The 16,300-nt window shown below is 66.2% G+C and carries 19 protein-coding genes; 9 read left to right on the forward strand and 10 right to left on the reverse strand.

Features of this window, described 5'->3' with window-relative positions:
• Nucleotides 1-17 precede the first annotated feature (17 nt).
• Nucleotides 18-725 carry a DNA/RNA nuclease SfsA gene (gene sfsA / locus RBB46_RS19730; RefSeq protein WP_306030750.1) on the forward strand — a complete coding sequence of 236 codons (708 nt, stop codon included), beginning with the start codon at nt 18-20 and terminating at the stop codon, nt 723-725.
• Nucleotides 726-766: 41 nt separating this feature from the next.
• Here sfsA and RBB46_RS19735 read toward each other — a convergent pair whose 3' ends face one another.
• From RBB46_RS19735 to RBB46_RS19755, 5 genes are all read right to left on the reverse strand, one after another.
• The gene (locus RBB46_RS19735; RefSeq protein WP_306030752.1) at nt 767-1,504 is read right to left on the reverse strand and encodes a L,D-transpeptidase; all 738 of its coding nucleotides are present in this window, start codon (nt 1,502-1,504) and stop codon (nt 767-769) included.
• A gap of 146 nt (nt 1,505-1,650) precedes the next feature.
• On the reverse strand, nt 1,651-2,160 hold the full coding sequence (gpt, locus tag RBB46_RS19740) for a xanthine phosphoribosyltransferase (RefSeq protein ID WP_306030753.1): 510 nt from the start codon (nt 2,158-2,160) through the stop codon (nt 1,651-1,653).
• 39 nt (nt 2,161-2,199) lie between these two features.
• Complete coding sequence (locus RBB46_RS19745; RefSeq protein ID WP_306030755.1) at nt 2,200-2,949, reverse strand: molybdopterin-binding protein; 750 nt, start codon at nt 2,947-2,949, stop codon at nt 2,200-2,202.
• Nucleotides 2,950-3,015: 66 nt separating this feature from the next.
• The gene (locus RBB46_RS19750; protein ID WP_306030756.1) at nt 3,016-4,236 is read right to left on the reverse strand and encodes an FAD-dependent monooxygenase; all 1,221 of its coding nucleotides are present in this window, start codon (nt 4,234-4,236) and stop codon (nt 3,016-3,018) included.
• Nucleotides 4,237-4,261: 25 nt separating this feature from the next.
• Nucleotides 4,262-4,507, reverse strand: a complete 246-nt coding sequence (locus tag RBB46_RS19755; RefSeq protein WP_306030757.1) for a zinc-finger domain-containing protein — start codon at nt 4,505-4,507, stop codon at nt 4,262-4,264.
• A gap of 250 nt (nt 4,508-4,757) precedes the next feature.
• Between RBB46_RS19755 and RBB46_RS19760 the strand changes: the two genes are divergently transcribed.
• Together RBB46_RS19760 and RBB46_RS19765 are read left to right on the forward strand one after the other, a co-directional pair.
• The gene (locus RBB46_RS19760) at nt 4,758-5,525 is read left to right on the forward strand and encodes an alpha/beta fold hydrolase (RefSeq protein WP_306030758.1); all 768 of its coding nucleotides are present in this window, start codon (nt 4,758-4,760) and stop codon (nt 5,523-5,525) included.
• Nucleotides 5,522-6,415: an alpha/beta fold hydrolase gene (locus RBB46_RS19765; protein ID WP_306030759.1), complete on the forward strand. Its 894-nt coding sequence runs from the start codon at nt 5,522-5,524 to the stop codon at nt 6,413-6,415. Before RBB46_RS19760 ends, RBB46_RS19765 begins: the two co-directional genes overlap by 4 nt.
• A gap of 491 nt (nt 6,416-6,906) precedes the next feature.
• Here the strand turns inward: RBB46_RS19765 and RBB46_RS19770 are convergent, their stop codons facing one another.
• The gene (locus RBB46_RS19770) at nt 6,907-7,800 is read right to left on the reverse strand and encodes an enoyl-CoA hydratase (protein WP_306030761.1); all 894 of its coding nucleotides are present in this window, start codon (nt 7,798-7,800) and stop codon (nt 6,907-6,909) included.
• A 258-nt stretch (nt 7,801-8,058) separates the two neighbouring features.
• Between RBB46_RS19770 and cysE the strand changes: the two genes are divergently transcribed.
• Together cysE and RBB46_RS19780 are read left to right on the forward strand one after the other, a co-directional pair.
• Nucleotides 8,059-8,898, forward strand: a complete 840-nt coding sequence (cysE, locus tag RBB46_RS19775) for a serine O-acetyltransferase (RefSeq protein WP_306030762.1) — start codon at nt 8,059-8,061, stop codon at nt 8,896-8,898.
• A gap of 270 nt (nt 8,899-9,168) precedes the next feature.
• Complete coding sequence (locus RBB46_RS19780; protein WP_306030763.1) at nt 9,169-9,387, forward strand: DUF3126 family protein; 219 nt, start codon at nt 9,169-9,171, stop codon at nt 9,385-9,387.
• 122 nt (nt 9,388-9,509) lie between these two features.
• Here the strand turns inward: RBB46_RS19780 and RBB46_RS19785 are convergent, their stop codons facing one another.
• Complete coding sequence (locus RBB46_RS19785) at nt 9,510-10,235, reverse strand: hypothetical protein (protein ID WP_306030764.1); 726 nt, start codon at nt 10,233-10,235, stop codon at nt 9,510-9,512.
• Between the two features lie 224 nt (nt 10,236-10,459).
• Between RBB46_RS19785 and RBB46_RS19790 the strand changes: the two genes are divergently transcribed.
• Both RBB46_RS19790 and RBB46_RS19795 read left to right on the forward strand, forming a co-directional pair.
• On the forward strand, nt 10,460-10,777 hold the full coding sequence (locus tag RBB46_RS19790) for a hypothetical protein (RefSeq protein WP_306030765.1): 318 nt from the start codon (nt 10,460-10,462) through the stop codon (nt 10,775-10,777).
• Between the two features lie 95 nt (nt 10,778-10,872).
• Nucleotides 10,873-11,406: a gamma carbonic anhydrase family protein gene (locus RBB46_RS19795; protein ID WP_306030766.1), complete on the forward strand. Its 534-nt coding sequence runs from the start codon at nt 10,873-10,875 to the stop codon at nt 11,404-11,406.
• Between the two features lie 261 nt (nt 11,407-11,667).
• On the opposite strand, the gene RBB46_RS19800 is transcribed toward RBB46_RS19795, so the two are convergent.
• The 3 genes from RBB46_RS19800 to RBB46_RS19810 all read right to left on the reverse strand — a co-directional run bounded on the left by RBB46_RS19800 (nt 11,668) and on the right by RBB46_RS19810 (nt 14,440).
• Nucleotides 11,668-12,297 carry a transglutaminase-like cysteine peptidase gene (locus RBB46_RS19800; protein WP_306030768.1) on the reverse strand — a complete coding sequence of 210 codons (630 nt, stop codon included), beginning with the start codon at nt 12,295-12,297 and terminating at the stop codon, nt 11,668-11,670.
• 749 nt (nt 12,298-13,046) lie between these two features.
• Complete coding sequence (locus tag RBB46_RS19805; protein ID WP_306030770.1) at nt 13,047-13,667, reverse strand: PilZ domain-containing protein; 621 nt, start codon at nt 13,665-13,667, stop codon at nt 13,047-13,049.
• Nucleotides 13,668-13,786: 119 nt separating this feature from the next.
• Entirely contained in the window at nt 13,787-14,440 is a 654-nt protein-coding gene (locus RBB46_RS19810; RefSeq protein WP_306030771.1) for a PAS domain-containing protein, read from the reverse strand.
• Between the two features lie 523 nt (nt 14,441-14,963).
• Here RBB46_RS19810 and RBB46_RS19815 point away from each other — a divergent pair.
• Together RBB46_RS19815 and RBB46_RS19820 are read left to right on the forward strand one after the other, a co-directional pair.
• Nucleotides 14,964-15,737, forward strand: a complete 774-nt coding sequence (locus tag RBB46_RS19815; RefSeq protein WP_306030773.1) for a rhomboid family intramembrane serine protease — start codon at nt 14,964-14,966, stop codon at nt 15,735-15,737.
• Between the two features lie 114 nt (nt 15,738-15,851).
• Nucleotides 15,852-16,283 carry a CBS domain-containing protein gene (locus RBB46_RS19820; protein WP_306030774.1) on the forward strand — a complete coding sequence of 144 codons (432 nt, stop codon included), beginning with the start codon at nt 15,852-15,854 and terminating at the stop codon, nt 16,281-16,283.
• Nucleotides 16,284-16,300 lie beyond the last annotated feature (17 nt).

Here is a 16,300-nt window from a genome sequence, read left to right on the forward strand (position 1 = left end):
TCCCTCAGGAGGTTGCCTTGCGCTTTCCCTCACCGCTCGTCTCCGGCCGTCTCGTCAAGCGCTACAAGCGCTTCCTCGCCGATGTCATCCTCGACGAGGGCGGGGAAGCCGTCACCGCGCATTGCGCCAATCCCGGCTCCATGCTCGGCCTCAAGGGCGAGGGATCGCGGGTCTGGCTGTCGCGGTCCGACAATCCGGCGCGCAAGCTGAAATTCTCATGGGAGATCGTCGAGGCGGACGGCGCGCTGGTGGGCATCAACACCGCGCATCCCAACGGGCTCGTCGAGGAGGCGCTGCGTGCCGGCCTGGTGCCGGAGCTCGCCGGGTTCACCGGCCTGCGCCGCGAGGTCAAGTACGGCAAGAATTCGCGCATCGACATCCTGCTGGAACAGGGCGAGGGCGTCCCGCCGGTCTATGTCGAGGTGAAGAATGTCCACCTGATGCGCGAGGCCGGGCTGGCGGAGTTTCCCGATTCCGTCACCGCGCGCGGCGCCAAGCACCTGGTGGAGATGGGCGACATGGTGGAACAGGGTGCGCGCGCGGCGATGGTCTATCTCGTCCAGAGACCGGACTGCGACCGGCTTTCCTTCTGCCGCGACATCGACCCTGCCTATGCGGCGGCCTTCGAGACGGCGCGGGCGCGCGGTGTCGAGGCCTATGCGATCGGCTGCCGGGTGACGTGCGAGGAGATCGTCGCCGAGCGGGCCGTCAGGCTTCTGGCCTGAGGCGCTGGCCTGCCTGAGGCGCTGGCGCGACTGCGCCAGCCTCAGGCGATACCGTCGCTGCCCTGCTGCACGACGATGGGCGTGTCGTTCGGCACGCGCGCGGCCAGGTCGATGACGTCCTGGTTGAGCAGGCGCACACAGCCGGAGGAAACCGCCTTGCCGATTGTCCAGGCCTCCATCGTGCCGTGGATGCGGTAGATGGTGTCGCGACCGCCCTCGAAGATATAAAGCGCGCGGGCTCCGAGCGGGTTGTCGAGGCCCGGCTCCATGCCGTTGCGATACGGCTCGAGTTCCGGCTGGCGCGCGATCATCTCGGCCGGCGGCGTCCAGCGCGGCCAGGCGCGCTTGTAGGCGATGCGGGCCCGTCCGCCCCACGAGAAGCCGGCGCGGCCGATGCCGACGCCGTAGCGCAGCGCCTGGCCGTTTTCCATCACCAGATACAGGAACCGGTTGGGCGTATCGACGACAAGGGTGCCGGCGCGCTCCGAGGTGGAGTAGGGCACGACCTGGCGGAAATAGACGGGGTCGACCTTGCGCAGGTCGATCGCCGGCACAGGGAACTTCTCCTGGGGCATGGCCGCGTACATCTGCAGATAGTACGGGTCGATGGCCGGTGCCGCCGGGGCAACGCCCATGGTCTGCAGGCGCGGGTTCGAACCGTTGCTCTGGCAGCCTGCAAGGGCAAGCGAACCGAGGCCGACGAGCAGGCTGCGGCGGCTGAGCTGCCCGGAGCCTGGGAGGAGGGCGCCGGTGCGCCGCAAATCGAGATCCTGTGTCATGGCGCCGTTATAGGCTTAGAAATTGCGCCAAAATATGGGCACTTTTTCACTTTCCCGCGAGCGCAAGGCAGCCTTGCGCATAGCGGGATGCTCTGCCTTTCGCTCACGTGTCCGGCGGCGTCGCGGGAAGCGCCGTCGCCGCGACGTCAGCCCTGGGTGTTGGTGGAAATCGGCGGCTGGAACTGCCAGCCCATGTCCCAGGGGAAATAGATCCAAGTATCCTGGGAAACTTCCGTCACGAACGTGTCGACAAGGGGGCGGCCCATCGGCTTGGCATAGACGGTGGCGAAATGGGCGTCCGGCAACATATCGCGCACGACGCGGGCGGTCTTGCCGGTGTCGACGAGATCGTCGATCACGAGCACGCTCGATCCCTTGCCCGCATTGAGGTCGATGACGTTGTGATCGACCGGCTTGATCACCTGCAGGGCGCCTTGCGATTCGTAGTCGTGATAGGAGGCGACGCAGACCGTCTCGATCATCCGGATGCCGAGTTCCCGGGCAACGATCGCCGCCGGCACGAGGCCGCCACGGGTGATGCACACGATGGCTTCCCACTTGCCCTGGCTCGACAGGCGCCAGGCGAGGGCGCGGCAATCGCGGTGGAACTGGTCCCAGGAGACGGGAAAGGCTTTCGGGGGCTGCGGGTTTTCCATGCGGGTCGGTCCTGTTGGGTCGGTCATGCTGTCATTTGGTCAGGTGGCTGCGGCGACGGCCTCGATGGCCGAACGCACGGCCGCGCCGGCGCGTTCAAGGAGCTCGGTGTCGCGGGAGCGCACCACGATCTGGGTGGAGAAGCGCCCGTCGATCGAGCGCGGATAGGACCCGATCAGGACACCGGGGTGAGCGTCCTGGATCTCGCGCAGCGCGCCTGCGACCCGGCTTTCGGGAAGATCCGCGTCGACGGCCAGCGAATGCATCTTCGCGCCGGTGCGCAAGGTCGGGGCGATCGCGTCGAGCATCGCCTGCATGATCGCCGGCACGCCGGCCATCACGTGGACATTGCCGATGCGGAAGCCCGGCGCCTTCGACACGGAGTTCTCGATCAGGTCCGCCCCTTGCGGAATGCGGGCCATGCGGGCCCGGGCCTCGGTCAGTTGGCCCTCCGGATAGAAGGCGGTGAGAATGGCGATCGCGCGCGGGTCATGGTCGATGGGAACGTTGAATGCCCTGGCGATGGAGTCGGCCGTGATGTCGTCATGGGTGGGGCCGATGCCGCCGGAGGTGAAGACGTAGGTGTAGCGGGCGCTGAGCGCGCGCACCGCCTCGACAATGCGCTCCTCGATATCCGGCACGATGCGCACTTCCGACAGCTCGATGCCGATGGCGGTGAGATATTCGGCAAGGTAGCCGATATTCTTGTCCTTGGTCCGGCCCGAGAGGATCTCGTCGCCGATGACGAGAAAGCCAGCCGTGACGATGTCCGACACCTGGTCAGCACTCATGCCGCTCCGCCCCTTCGTGTTTTGCAGGCGGTCATGCGCCTGGCCTGCCGCCTGCCTTTCCGTCGGTCACGTGGCCGCCGGAGGTCGCCATCCATATAGCCAATCGAGCCGCGCGAGAAGCCGTTCGGCGGGCAATCCCCGCATCACGGCGTCACGGGCCAGCGCCATCGGTCCGCTCATGTGATAGACGCGATCGTTGGCGCGGGCCAGCCGAAGCACCTTGTCGGCCCGGTTCTGGCGCTCCGCCTGATAGGCGCGCAGGGCCTGCGGAATGTCGGCAACCCCGTCGATGGCGCGGGCCAGCGCCTCGCCATCCTCGATCGACATGCCCGCGCCCTGTGCCGCGAAGGGCAGCATCGCATGGGCGGCATCGCCCATCAGGGCGATCCGGCCGTCGACCCAGTCGGTGCCGGGATCCATGCCGCACAGCGCCCATTTGAGCCAGCTGTCGGGCCGGGCGAGAAGATCGCGGCAAGCCGCCGGCCAGTCGGCGAAACGGGCGAGCAGCGCGTCGCGGTTCGCGGGTGCCGACCAGCGTTCCTCCCGCCAGTCCTCGCTGACCAGAGCGACCAGGTTGAACTGGGTGCCGGCGGAAACCGGGTAGTGAACCACATGGGCATTGGCGCCGAGCCAGAGCCCGGTGACATCCCGCCATTCTTCCGGAACGTCGTCGGCGGGGATGACCGCGCGGTAGGCCGTGCGACCGCTGAACACCGCTTGGCGCAGGTTCATGACCCGTCGGCGCACGGTCGACCAGACGCCGTCGGCACCGATCAGGCCGGCGCCTGAATGGTGGTCGACATGGGATGCGCCGCCATCGCTCGCCACCTGTTCCAGTTCGATCTTGACCGCGCCGGCATTTTGCGAGGCGTCGCGCAGTCGGGTGCCGAACCGCAGCGTGATGCCGGCCGAGGCCCTGGCGGCCTTGAGCAGGACGGACTGCAGATCGGCCCGGTGGATCACCAGATAGGGCGCGCCGTAGCGCTGCTCGGCCTGTTCGGCGAGCGGGATTTCCGTGAGGGGGTTTCCGGTGCGGGCCGACATGATGCGGATCGCCCGGGGCGCGACCGCGTGCCGGAGCAGCGCCTCTTCAAGGCCGAGGCCGCGCAGCACATGCATGGCGTTTGGAGAGAGTTGCAGTCCGGAGCCGACCGGCTCCAGCGCGGCGGCCTGTTCGATCACGGTCACCGGCAGCGCCCGGCGCGACAGGGCCAGGGCGGCCGTCAGGCCACCTATGCCCGCGCCCGCGATGAACAGGCGGTTCGCATCGGAACGGGACTGAGCCATTCGGCGTCTCCGGCCGCGCCCGTGCTCAGGCGGCCTCGGGGGTCCAGACGCAGTCGGAAGGATTGCTCTCGCCGGCGCTCAGAGCGGGGTTGAAGCGGTAGAGCGTGGAGCAGTAGGGACAGACGATCTCGTTGTCGTCGCCCATGTCGAGAAAGACATGGGGATGGTCGAAGGGCGGGCGCGCGCCGATGCACTGGAATTCCTTCGCGCCGATCTCGATCGCGTCGTGGCCGCGGTCGTTCTGGAAGTGGGGGATTGCAGCATGCGCCATCGCATTTGTCCGTCGTTTCTTGAGTCCCTTGAGATTTGGCGGACCATACGCAGGAAGGACGGGTTTGAACAGTGGGAAGTCGCCGTATCCCGGCGCCCGGGCATGGTGTCGCGGGGCGGTGGCTTGCGCAGGCCGCATGTGGGAGAGGGGCGCGCCTGGCGGCACGGTGCGCGCGGGGCTTTTCATCCCGGCCCTGTCAAACTATCGTAGGCCTCCGTCCGTTTTACGTTTACGTCAAGGTAATCTTGCAATGCCCCAATTCGATTCCGCCGGCCTGCGTCTTTCCTACCTGGATGAGGGGCGGGGCGAGCCCATCCTGCTGATCCACGGCTTTGCCTCCAACAAGGAGGTCAACTGGGTCTATCCCGGCTGGGTCAAGCTTTTGACCGAGGCCGGCCGCCGGGTGATCGCCATCGACAACCGGGGGCACGGCCAAAGCCAGGGCAGCCACAAGCCGGAAGACTACGGCGCGCCGACCATGGCGGAGGATGCCCGCCGCCTGCTCGACCATCTCGACATCGCCCGCACCGACGTCATGGGCTATTCCATGGGCGCGCGGATCACGGCCTTCCTCGCCCTCAATCATCCCGGGCGGGTGCGCAGCGTCATCTTCGGCGGTCTCGGCACCGGCATGATCACCGGCGTTGGCGACCCTGAACCAATCGCCGCCGCGCTGGAAGCGGAGAAGCTGTCGGATGTGCCCGACAAGACAGGCCGGGCCTTCCGCGCCTTTGCCGAGCAGACCAATTCCGACCGGCTGGCGCTGGCCGCCTGCATGCGCTCCTCGCGCCAGAAGATCAGCGCGGAGGAGGTCTCGCGGATCTCCCAGCCGGCCCTGGTGGCGATCGGCACCAGGGACGACATTGCCGGCTCCGCCAGCGGACTTGCACGGCTGATGCCCCATGCGGAGGTGCTCGACATTCCCGAACGCGATCACATGGTCGCGGTCGGGGACAAGGTCTACAAGGCCGGCGCGCTGCGCTTCCTGGAGGCTGTGTCGCGGGGCGGCGCGGCATGAGCGGGCGCATCGCCGAATGCGCCGGCGACGTCACTGGCGAGTTCACCGGCGCGGACGGCAACCGGCTCGTCGCCGACCGGTTCGGCGCGGCGGGGCGGCCCGTGCTGTTGCTGCATGGCGGTGGCCAGACCCGCCATGCCTGGGACGCAACCGGCACACGGCTGGCGCAGCGCGGCTTCCAGGCCTGGAGCATGGACCAGCGCGGCCATGGCGACAGCGACTGGGTGGACAGCGGCGCCTATGACTTCGTCGATTTCGCGCGCGACGTGGTTGCCGTTTCAGAGCGCATCGAGAGTGACACGGGATTCCGTCCGATTGCCATCGGCGCCTCGCTCGGCGGCATTGCCTCGCTGCTGGCGGAGGGGCGGCTACAGGCGGGTACGCTGTCGGCGCTGGTGCTTGTCGACATCACGCCGCGCATGGATCCCTCTGGTGTCAACAAGGTGATCTCCTTCATGTCGGCTCGCCTCGAGGACGGGTTCGCGAGCGTTGAGGAGGCGGCCGATGCGATCGCCCGTTACCTGCCGCATCGCAAGCGGCCGAGCAGTCTCGACGGGCTCGCCAAGAACCTGCGGCGACATGCGGACGGCCGTTATCGGTGGCATTGGGATCCGCGCTTCCTGGGCGGGCACCACGACCGCGAGGTCGAGCCGCATCATATCGAGGACGAGCTGGTGGCGGCCGCGCGGGCGCTCAAGCTTCCGGTGCTGCTGGTGCGCGGGGGGCGCTCCGAACTGGTGAGCGATCACCATGTCGAGGAGTTCATGACCCTCGTGCCGCATGCCCGGTATGCCGATGTGGAAGGGGCCGGCCACATGGTCGCCGGGGACCGCAACGATGCTTTCGCCGGCGCCGTGGTTCGCTTCCTTGATCAGCTCAAGGCCGCCTGAGAGCAAGCGCTTCCAGCCGTTCCCCAACCTCCCGCGAGCGTGGCCGGCACATGCCGGCGCGCGGGCGGTCCCGTTCGCCCTGGTGGCGGCCGGGAGACATTTCATGTGCGGTGTCGGATCGGGCCTACGCTGTCGCGGCCCCGGTTTGGTTTTTTCTTTTTTGGCAATTGCTTGCATGGTTAATCGAAAGTTAATTCGAAGTGTGCGAGCACGCTGAAGCATTGCCTGAAAAAGGCTCTTCAATCCGTTCTTGGAAAAGAGAAATCAGGCGCTGTTAAACCGGTTTCTCCGGTTCGTGCTGACAATCTGATTCAAGTGCTTCGCAAAGAGAATCAAGCAATCGGCAGCGGCATGGAATCAGGCGCGGGAACCGCCGTCAAGCGCAGGAAGGCGGGCGTCTTGCCCGCAGCCTGGCAATCCGGTCCGGCGCGTTGGATCTCACGCTGCAAGGAGTCGGTTAACGAAATGACTCCGGCCCGCGTTCTTGCCCGCTATCCCCGAAAGGTGCGGCCTGGCTTCTGACCCAGGTCCTGGCCCGGGCTGCCGGTGAAGCGGGGGGTGCGTTTCTCCATGAAGGCGGCGCGGCCTTCGGCGAAGTCCGCGCTGTCGAAACAGGCGTCGGCGAGCGCCTGGCAAGTCGCGAGCTCCTCGTCCGAGAGGTGCGCGGTCAGCGCGTCGATGCCGGCCTTGGCGGCCTTGAGGGTCAGCGGCGCGCCCTGTGCGATGGCCTGCGCCAGATCCCGCGTCGCCTGCTCCAGGGGTGTGTCCGTGGCCAGCGTGTCGACGATGCCGAGGCCCTGTGCCTCGGACGCGCCGAACTGGCGCGCGGTGAAGAAGAGGAGTTTCGCGCGCGAAGGCCCGACAAGGCGGACGACGTCGGCGATGGCCGATGGCGGGTAGCCGACGCCGAGCCGGGCGGCGGGAATGCCGAAGCGCGCGGTGGCATCGGCAATGCGCAGGTCGCAGGCCGCGGCAAGGCCGAAGCCGCCGCCCAGGCAGAAGCCGCGCACCATCGCGATCGTCGGCAGGGAAGCCTCGCGCAGCGCGTCGAAGGCCGCCGCGTTGGCCGCCTCGTAGGCGCGTGCGGAAGCGGCATCGCGGCGCACGGTCGCGAACTCCGAGATATCCGCCCCGGCAACGAACGTGTCGTCGCCTGCGCCGCGCAGCACGATCACCCGCGGCTCGGGATCGGCGCAAAGCCTTGCCACGGCCTCGGGTATCGCCGCCCACATGGCGAGGGTAAGCGCGTTGCGGCGGCGCTCGTTGTCGATGACGATCCAGCCGATCTGTCCCTCGGTCCCTATGCGGACACGCCCGGCGACGGCAGCGTCCTGCGTCCGGGTCGATGCGGTGTTGGCGTCGGTGTCCGCTGCCGGTGTCGTCATGTCGGTCTCCTCAAGGCCGGGCTGCCGGAAGTGCCCGCAAAGGCGCTTGTTGCAATGTCGCGCGAACCAGTCCATTCGCCGCCCGTATCAGGAGCGCGCATTCGTGAACGAAAGAGGTTTCCGCGACGGCCACAAGCCCGCTTGACCTATGGCCATCCTTCCTTACATCGCTGTAAGATGTTGTCCATGACGAGCGCTTGAAACGGACCGCCAGACCGACCCGGATGTGGCCGGCGGCGAGCCCACAAGGAGGCAGGCATGCCGCAATCCACCCCCCTTACGGACGCAACCCCTCTGGCGCGCCATGATCCCGTGTGGGATCGCCTGCGCGAGGAAGCGGAGGCGATGGTCCGGTGCGAACCGGCGCTCGCGTCCTTCGCCTACGAGACCGTGCTCAACCATGACCGCCTCGAGGAGGCGGTGGTGCATCGGCTGGCCGACCGGCTCGGCCATGTCGTCGTGTCGCCGTCGCTGATCCGCCAGACCTATCTGGAGGCGCTTGTCGACAGCCGCGAGATCGCCGAGGCGTTTCGGGTCGATCTCGTCGCCGTCTACGACCGCGATCCTGCCTGCACCCGGTTCCTCGAGCCGCTGCTCTACTTCAAGGGGTTCCACGCCCTGCAGACCCACCGGCTGGCCAACTGGCTGTGGCGACGCGGGCGCAAGGATTTCGCCCTCTACCTGCAGAGCCGCTCCTCGGAGACCTTCCAGGTCGACATTCATCCGGCGGTTCCCGTCGGGGTGGGCGTGTTCATGGACCACGCCACCGGCATCGTGGTCGGCGCCACCGCCCAGATCGGCGACAATGTCTCGATCCTGCAGAACGTGACGCTGGGCGGCACGGGCAAGGAGGAGGGCGACCGGCACCCCAAGATCCGCAACGGGGTTCTCGTGGGCGCGGGGGCCAAGGTGCTCGGCAATATCGAGATCGGCCATTGCTCGAAGATCGCCTCGGGCTCTGTGGTGCTGACAGACGTGCCGGCCAACTCGACCGTCGCCGGCGTGCCGGCGCGCGTGGTCGGGGCGGCGGGGTGCGCCGAGCCGTCGCGCACGATGAACCAGTTGCTGGCCTCGGACGAGGGCGGCGCCGCCGGCTGAGCGGCCCGCAATTGCCGGTTTTCGCCATGGCTTGGGGAAAAGAAGCGCCTTTTCCCTTGGTTCGCGCGCGTGATTGTGTAGGGTCCAGCTTCACGGATGCCAGCCTTGCCGCCCCTCCGGCGGGCTGGTCCGGTGTCGGCTTTACTCGGCCGCCGTTCCGTTTCGCGTTCGCGAACGGGGCGGTCCCGCCCGCCGCCGACCGGGACAATCCGAAACCGCATCGAAGAAGAACCGTCCCCCAAGCGTGACGGTCGCCGAAAGGAGCCTTTCGTGAAGCCTGACGAGATCCGCAAGCTCGAAGCCTACCTCCAGAAGAAATTCGAGCTGCAGAAGCTTGTCGTCCGGGCGCGGCCGAAGAAGGACGATTCCGCCGAGGTCTATATCGGCGACGAGTTCATCGGGGTCATCTACCGCGACGACGACGATGACGACGACCTGAGCTGGAACTTCCAGATGGCCATCCTGTCCTACGATATCGACGAGGGCTGAGCGCCTGACGAAAGGCCTTCCGTCCGTGACGGGAGCGCCACCCGAACATGGAACGAGAACGGGCGACGCGGCAGCGGGCGCCCGTTTTTTTGCGTGAACAGCAGGGAACGTGCGTGCCCGCCTCAGGAAGCGGCTTCGGGCCTCAGCTCGGCGATCAGGCTTGTCACCGCGGCATCCATGCCGCGCCAGTGCTCGAGCAGCGCCTGACGGAAGCGGTAGGTGACGAAGAGGCCCGGGGCGACGCGAATGCTTCGCTCGCAATTGGCGGCAAGGGCGGCATCGCGCGGGGTGAAGCAGCGCGCGGCGAAGAGCGTGCCTGCCTCGGCGCGGTGGGCGACGAAACCGGTGCCGCTTTCCGCATCTCCCGGCAGGGGCAACAGGGCAAGGCCCGCCGGGCCGGGCAGCGGGTCGCCTGAGGCCAGCGACATCCACACGCGTTCGAGGCGCTCGCTGGTGTTCATCTCCGGCAGCGCTCCGGTGGCGGTGGCGCCGATCAGCATGACCGGTGAACGGTCGCCGGAATCCGCGAAGAGGCGGGCGTTGAATTCACTGTAGCCGTCCATGGACGGCCAGAGCACCGCCAGGCTGAGACGCTCGACGGGGCCGCCGGCAATGCGCTCCTCGACCCGGCGCATCAGATTTGCGGGAACCTTGAGGCTGATGGAACCGAGCTGTACGGGCACCCGGTCGGCGCTTTCGCTCCAGCCCGAGGGCGCGCGGGTGTAGTTCATCCACTTGCCGACCGTGTGCACGACGAGGGCGGTGCCGGCAAGCGCCAGAGCCAGAACCATCGGGGTGAAGTGCCGGGCGCGCATTCCCGTTCCGCTCGGCAGGGTCAGCGGCATCATCCGCGCGCCCCTGCTTCAGGACCGGTGTCCCGGCGGCTCGCCTTGCTGTCCCGTCGCGGGACGGGTGTCCCGTTTTGTCGCGGGACGAGGGGCAGTGCGCTCGCCATTTTATGGTTACCAGTCCGTTAATGGGGTTGCGGAAACGGCATGCAATTTGCTGGAACAGAACCCGAGTTCAAGTTTAAGGTTCCCAGAACATTGGTTAACGGGGGGTTAACGGCATCATGAGCGAACTGGCACTGGCTGCCTATCTCGGTTGCGCGGGCTTTGTGATTTCCGGAATCACCGGCAGTTTCTATCAGTTGGTGACGGGTGAACCCTTGCGGTTCAATATTTCGGTCGAGACCTGGATCAAGGGCGTCATGTCCTGCGTCCTGTGTGTTTTCGCCGGGCCTTTCATCATCATGCGCAATGCGATTCGCGGACGGCGTATCGAGCAGCGGCCGCTTGGCTGGCTTGTCGCGTCCTCCACCATTGCCGGCATGTGGAGCCTGTGCTCCGGCGTGATGGTGGTGCATTTCATGCTCGTGGTGATGCTGTAGACTGGCGATCCGCGAGCCGGAGTGACGCCGGCTCGCATGTTGTCCGGCCATTGCCGCCGGCACCTCCCGTGTCCGACCAAACGCGAGTTCCCGCCATGACGATCTACCGCCTCGACGACCGTATCCCCGTGACACCGGCTGACGGCGACTTCTGGATCGCGCCGGACGCGGCGGTGATCGGCAGCGTGATCCTGGAACAGGCGGCGAGCGTGTGGTTCGGCGCAACCCTGCGCGGCGACAACGAGACGATCACCATCGGGGCAGGCTCCAACGTGCAGGACGGCTGCGTGCTGCATACCGACATGGGCTTTCCGCTCGACATCGGGCGCAACTGCACCATCGGCCACAAGGCGATCCTGCATGGCTGCACGATCGGCGAGAACAGCCTTGTCGGCATGGGAGCGACGGTGCTGAACGGCGCCAGGATCGGCCGCAACTGCATTGTCGGGGCGAATGCGCTGGTTGCCGAGGGCAAGGAGATCCCGGACAATTCCCTGGTCGTGGGGATGCCGGGCCGGGTCGTGCGCACCCTCGACGAGGCGGCGGTGCAAGGCCTGGTCGCCTCGGCCGAGGCCTATGTGCGCAACTGGCGCCGCTTCAAGGCGGGCCTTGTGCCGGTCGGCGGCTGAGCCAACACTCCTTTCGCAAAAAAATGGCCGGCCCTCTTTTGACGGAGGACCGGCCGGGCAACCCGACCCGGCGTGTGTGGGGGAGGGGGATGGGCCTGGTTGCTTAGGTGTCGGGCGCAAACAATGTCCCGCAAGCCGTCTCCAAGGAGACGGAAGCTTGTCGGGCCCGGCGGAGCCCGCCGGATCCGGAGTGTCTCTTCAGGCGCGCGGGGACCGCTCTATTTCCTGGTCCCGTTGCGGCCTTTCACGTCGGTCGCCATCCTAGTCGGCAAGGCTGGCGACGGTGCTGGTCCGCCGGTCGGAGATCGCCGCCCATTTCGCCGGGCTCTTCACGGACTGGCGTTTGACGAAGCGGTAGGGCGCGGAATACCAGGGCAGGACAGCCTCGATCTGATTGTCGAGAATGACGTCGCCCTGATCGGTGCGCACGGTCAGTACCGCGTGGCCGGCATTGTTGGTGTCCTTGACCACGGTGATGAGCAGCGCGCTTTTCGGCCAGCCGCGCCGAGCCAGCACGCGTTGTTTCTCCAGCACGTATTCTTCGCAGTCGCCGACGCCGTCGCTCGGGTAGGTCCAGTACTCCTCGACGCCGAACAGTTCGATGTCGGTGACCGGCCTGACACGCTTGTTGACCTCGGCGTTGACGGCAATCAGCTCGTTCCATCGATCGCGGTCGAGTTTTACCACCACGGCGCCGTCACGGCCGGTCTTGCACTCATCCGGGTTTTCCCGGCAGAAGCCGACATGGCCGACGGGAGCTTTCGCGGCGGCGCCGACATCCATGAAACGGCCGGTTCCCTGATCCGCCAACGCGGCATCGGCGGAGAGCATGGCGGCTGCCACGCCCAAGGCCACGGCAATATACTTCAGTTTAGTTCTTGTGTTCTTCATGTCTTCATCCCTTCCCCAAGGTTGAAGACACAATGGCAGTGCGATTTTTATCCTGATCTAAGGTGCGTTGTTGGATTTGAAGTGAAATAACCTCAAATAGACATCAAGTTTTATCTTGTTTTTATTTGATATTTATCTTGATTTGAGTAAAATTTTATCGATCCCCGGGGCGGGGGCAAAGAAGCGCAGAAATGCGCGCTTTCTCGCTCTCGGCCTGGTTTGTCCGAGACAAGGAGAGGAGGGCATCAAGACATGCCGCGGCCTTGATCCGGACGGCCATGCGGACCTTGCCGCCGGCTTTTTTTTGGAGAATTTTTTCAAGAACGAGCGGATTGGGCGGGTTTGGGCGTGCCGGGCAAGGGATCGCCACAAGTCGCGGCTCTAAAAGCAGACGCGCCGGCTCCGATCCGCCGGCGTCAGGCGGAGCGACAAGAGAGGCGTTCTGACGGGGGAGGTCCCTCGGGGGGCATCCCTGAGGCGGCCGTTTCCGGCACGGGTTTCGAACAGGACCTCAGGCGCCTGCCGTGAACGTCGTGGAAGCTGGAACACGAAAACCCTGCGGGCCATGCCGGCGGCGCCGGCAAGACAGATCACCGGCAAGAAAGGTTACCGGGAAGACACACTACCAGGAAGGCAGGCTAGCGGGGAGACAGGCAAAAATGCACGGCACCGCACGGCAAACTCGCGCGAGCGCCCTGTCTCTCCGGAAAGGGCCGCCGGGTTTGGCGTTCAGGAGCGCGGTTGGCGTATCAGGAAATGTGCTGTTCGAGCAGGGAGCGGTTCTGGATATGCGCGAACTCGACGGCAATGCCGTCCTCGGTGTGGCGGACCACACGGGCGCGCATCTTGCCGATTCCGATCGCCAGGCCGATCTCCGGCTTGACGTCGGTCTTCAGCGAAGCGCCCGACAGGGACACGTCGATGATGCGCGACTTGTAGCTGCGCCCGTCCGGCAGGACGATCTGCGTGAACGGGTTCTTCGGCGTGAAGCGGTCGTGACGGCGGTCTTCCGGAAGGTTCAGGACGTCGCGGTTGACCAGCCAGGTCAGCACATTGGCGAGCTTGTCGCGCTTGCGCAGCGGCGCGTTGATGCGAATGGCGAAGCCACCCTCGATCTCGCGCACGACCTCGCCTTCGATACGGCCGATATGGTCGATATAGGCGATGACACGCTCACCGATACGGGCGCTGACCGGTGCGATCAGCGCGGCACCGCCCGGCGACATGTCGACGATCTGGCACGGATACTCACGACGGTCTTCAAGCATGAAGCGGCCAAGGATGTTGACCGGGACGCGTGCATGCCGGCGAAGGTCAAGTTGCTTCGCTGCGGCAGCCGTCGTGTATGTGAGTGCCGTGGCGTGCGCCATCCGTCATCGACCTTCCTTGGAGCACAACGGCAGGATATGCCGCGTGAACGCTGCAATTGGGAAGATAGGGGGCGACAGTTAACACTTGGTAAGTGCACCCCGTTTCGGCGGCGTTCCCGTCAAGACTTGCCGCCCTCGATGACTGTCAGGTGCTGTACCTGGCGGGCATTGGCCGCGACCGGCAGCGCGGTTATGGCCTGGATCGCCGAGGAATGGCGGCCGAGCTGGGGTACGGGGCTGGTGGCGACATTGCCGCGCATGCTGAGGAAGGCGGGGCGCTCGTCCGGCCAGATGAGGCGGACGCTCTTCACGGTCTGCGAAAGAATCGGATGCATGCCGGCCCAGTACGGCTGCTCGAGCGCGACGCAGGACCCCAGCACCCGGCTGCATCCCTCGCCGGGAATGTGCAGCGGCAGAAGCAGCATCTCCATGTCGACGCTCTGTTTGCGCTCGGTGTAGCCGCTGACGCCGATCACCGCGGCCGCCGCATCCTCGGTCACGGCGGCAAGCAGCGTGCCGAGCGCTTCGTGGTCTTCCGGGGACCAGCCGCGCAGGATGTTGCGGTTCTTCAGTTCGCGGCAATGCAGGGCGCACAGGCGCGTGCCTGCAAGACGGTAACGATAGGTCGCGCGGTCGACCAGTTCCAGGATGAACGTGTCGCCGAGGACGCTGCGGATGCGGCCCGGTTCGATCTCGCTGCGATCGGGAGCGGGGCGGGTGTCGCGCAGCCCGTCCCAGTACTCGTACAGCCGCTGTGTGACCGGATGTTTCATCGTGTTCCTCGCCCCCTGGCCGCTTGAGCGGCGTTCTGTGCGGCCGCGTGCATTTGCGGGACGTCAGCCACCGGACATGTCCGAATTCGGGACATTCGCGGCGGCTTCCGCGTTTCCTGGGGGATACGAAGCAGGCGGCATGCCAAGCAGTTGAGCGTTTCCGTTAACCTGTCATTAGGGTTAACGAAGAGTGGCTGTTGCCGCAGAGGTGGATAACTGCGCAAGATTGGCCAGTTGGTGAATACAAGCTTACCTGCACCGTAGCTGGAACTGACCTCGACTTGCCGGGCGGACGCGGAAAGCGCCTTGCCGGCCCCACTTCAAACCGTCCGGATCGCGCCTGAATGCGCGGCGGACGGTTTTTTCTTGCCCGGCGACACGGCCTTTTGCCGGATCGTGGGCGCGGCCCATCTTGACTGCCCCCCGGATCGGGCCGATGTGAGCCGGGGCGACATCCGGAATCGGGACAGGTTCCGGCAACCGTTTCGTGCCGACACACAATGCGCAGACGCCAAGGACCCTCATGCTCGATCCCGTGACCAAGGACGACCCGGAGCGGATGCCGCCGCCGCCGCCACCCGCCGAGCCGATCTTCAACCTCCCGCGCGTGGTCTCGACGCTGGCGATGCTGCTGATCGCGATCCATCTCATGGCGACCTACATGCTGTCGCAAGACGGCCGCTTCGAACTGCTGGTGACCTTCGGCTTTCTGCCCTTGCGCTACCTGCCAGATGCCGTTGCCCAGTACCAGTTGCCCGGCGGCGAGGCCGCGCGGGTGTGGACCTTCCTCACCTATGCGTTCCTGCATGGCGGATGGGGGCATCTCTTTGTCAACGTGATGTGGATGGCCGTGTTCGGCAGCGCGGTCGCCCGGCGCTTTGGCACGGCGCGCTTTCTGCTCCTGTCGGCGGTGTGCGCCGCCGCCGGCGCAGGGCTGCACCTTGCGATGCATTTCGGTGAGGTGGTGCCGATGATCGGAGCTTCGGCGGCGATCTCGGGGCAGATGGCGGCGGCGACGCGGTTCGTCTTCCAGCTCGGTGGCCCGCTCGGCGCCATGCGCCGCACGGATGCCTTCGCCTACCGGGTTCCGGCCAGCGGCGCGCGCGAGTCGCTCTCCAATCCCAAGGTCGCGATGTTCCTGCTGGTCTGGTTCGGCATCAATCTGCTGTTCGGCATCATCTCCCTGCCGATTGCCGGAGAGGGGGCAAGCATTGCCTGGGAGGCCCATATCGGGGGCTTCGTCGCCGGTTTCCTGCTCTTTCCGCTGTTCGACCCGGTGCGCCTGCGCCGGACCTGAAGGGGAGGCCCGCAAGCTTTGCCGATTGCGCCGGGGCGCGGATTTGTCATGATGCCTTAAGGCGGTGGCTCGCAGGGCCGCCGAAGCGATGACAAGCCACCCGGGAGGTACAGGATGACTGTCGCATCTATTCTCAACCAGAAGGGGCGGGACGTGACGACGGAACGCGCCGAGACGTCGATGCGCGAGATCTGCGCCATCCTGGGAGCGCAGCGCATCGGCGCCATCGTCATCACCGACGCCAAGGGAAGCATCAACGGCATCATCTCCGAGCGCGACGTGGTGCGCGCCATCTCGCAGGACGGCACCGATGCGCTGGACAAGCCGGTTTCGGCCTACATGACGGCGCGGGTCGTCACCTGCGACCCGATGGAGACCGTCAACACGGTGATGGCGCGGATGACGGGCGGGCGGTTCCGCCACGTGCCGGTGGTGAAGGACGGCAAGCTCGACGGGCTGATCTCGATTGGCGATGTGGTCAAGCACCGCATCGCGCAGATCGAGCAGGAAGCCGAGGACATGCGCAACTATATCGCCATGACCTGAGTGACGATGATCTGAAG

This window comes from Stappia sp. MMSF_3263, assembly GCF_030733745.1.
Classification (GTDB): Bacteria; Pseudomonadota; Alphaproteobacteria; order Rhizobiales; family Stappiaceae; genus Stappia.

Coding starts and splice junctions, on each gene's coding strand:
- RBB46_RS19800 (WP_306030768.1), bottom strand. CDS start 12,297: ATGAAGAACACAAGAACTAAACTGAAGTATATTGCCGTGGCCTTGGGC.
- RBB46_RS19735 (WP_306030752.1), bottom strand. CDS start 1,504: ATGACACAGGATCTCGATTTGCGGCGCACCGGCGCCCTCCTCCCAGGC.
- RBB46_RS19755 (WP_306030757.1), bottom strand. CDS start 4,507: ATGGCGCATGCTGCAATCCCCCACTTCCAGAACGACCGCGGCCACGAC.
- RBB46_RS19805 (WP_306030770.1), bottom strand. CDS start 13,667: ATGGCGCACGCCACGGCACTCACATACACGACGGCTGCCGCAGCGAAG.
- RBB46_RS19790 (WP_306030765.1), top strand. CDS start 10,460: ATGAGCGAACTGGCACTGGCTGCCTATCTCGGTTGCGCGGGCTTTGTG.
- cysE (WP_306030762.1), top strand. CDS start 8,059: ATGCCGCAATCCACCCCCCTTACGGACGCAACCCCTCTGGCGCGCCAT.
- gpt (WP_306030753.1), bottom strand. CDS start 2,160: ATGGAAAACCCGCAGCCCCCGAAAGCCTTTCCCGTCTCCTGGGACCAG.
- RBB46_RS19770 (WP_306030761.1), bottom strand. CDS start 7,800: ATGACGACACCGGCAGCGGACACCGACGCCAACACCGCATCGACCCGG.
- RBB46_RS19810 (WP_306030771.1), bottom strand. CDS start 14,440: ATGAAACATCCGGTCACACAGCGGCTGTACGAGTACTGGGACGGGCTG.
- RBB46_RS19760 (WP_306030758.1), top strand. CDS start 4,758: ATGCCCCAATTCGATTCCGCCGGCCTGCGTCTTTCCTACCTGGATGAG.
- RBB46_RS19750 (WP_306030756.1), bottom strand. CDS start 4,236: ATGGCTCAGTCCCGTTCCGATGCGAACCGCCTGTTCATCGCGGGCGCG.
- RBB46_RS19785 (WP_306030764.1), bottom strand. CDS start 10,235: ATGATGCCGCTGACCCTGCCGAGCGGAACGGGAATGCGCGCCCGGCAC.
- RBB46_RS19795 (WP_306030766.1), top strand. CDS start 10,873: ATGACGATCTACCGCCTCGACGACCGTATCCCCGTGACACCGGCTGAC.
- RBB46_RS19765 (WP_306030759.1), top strand. CDS start 5,522: ATGAGCGGGCGCATCGCCGAATGCGCCGGCGACGTCACTGGCGAGTTC.
- RBB46_RS19820 (WP_306030774.1), top strand. CDS start 15,852: ATGACTGTCGCATCTATTCTCAACCAGAAGGGGCGGGACGTGACGACG.
- RBB46_RS19815 (WP_306030773.1), top strand. CDS start 14,964: ATGCTCGATCCCGTGACCAAGGACGACCCGGAGCGGATGCCGCCGCCG.
- RBB46_RS19745 (WP_306030755.1), bottom strand. CDS start 2,949: ATGAGTGCTGACCAGGTGTCGGACATCGTCACGGCTGGCTTTCTCGTC.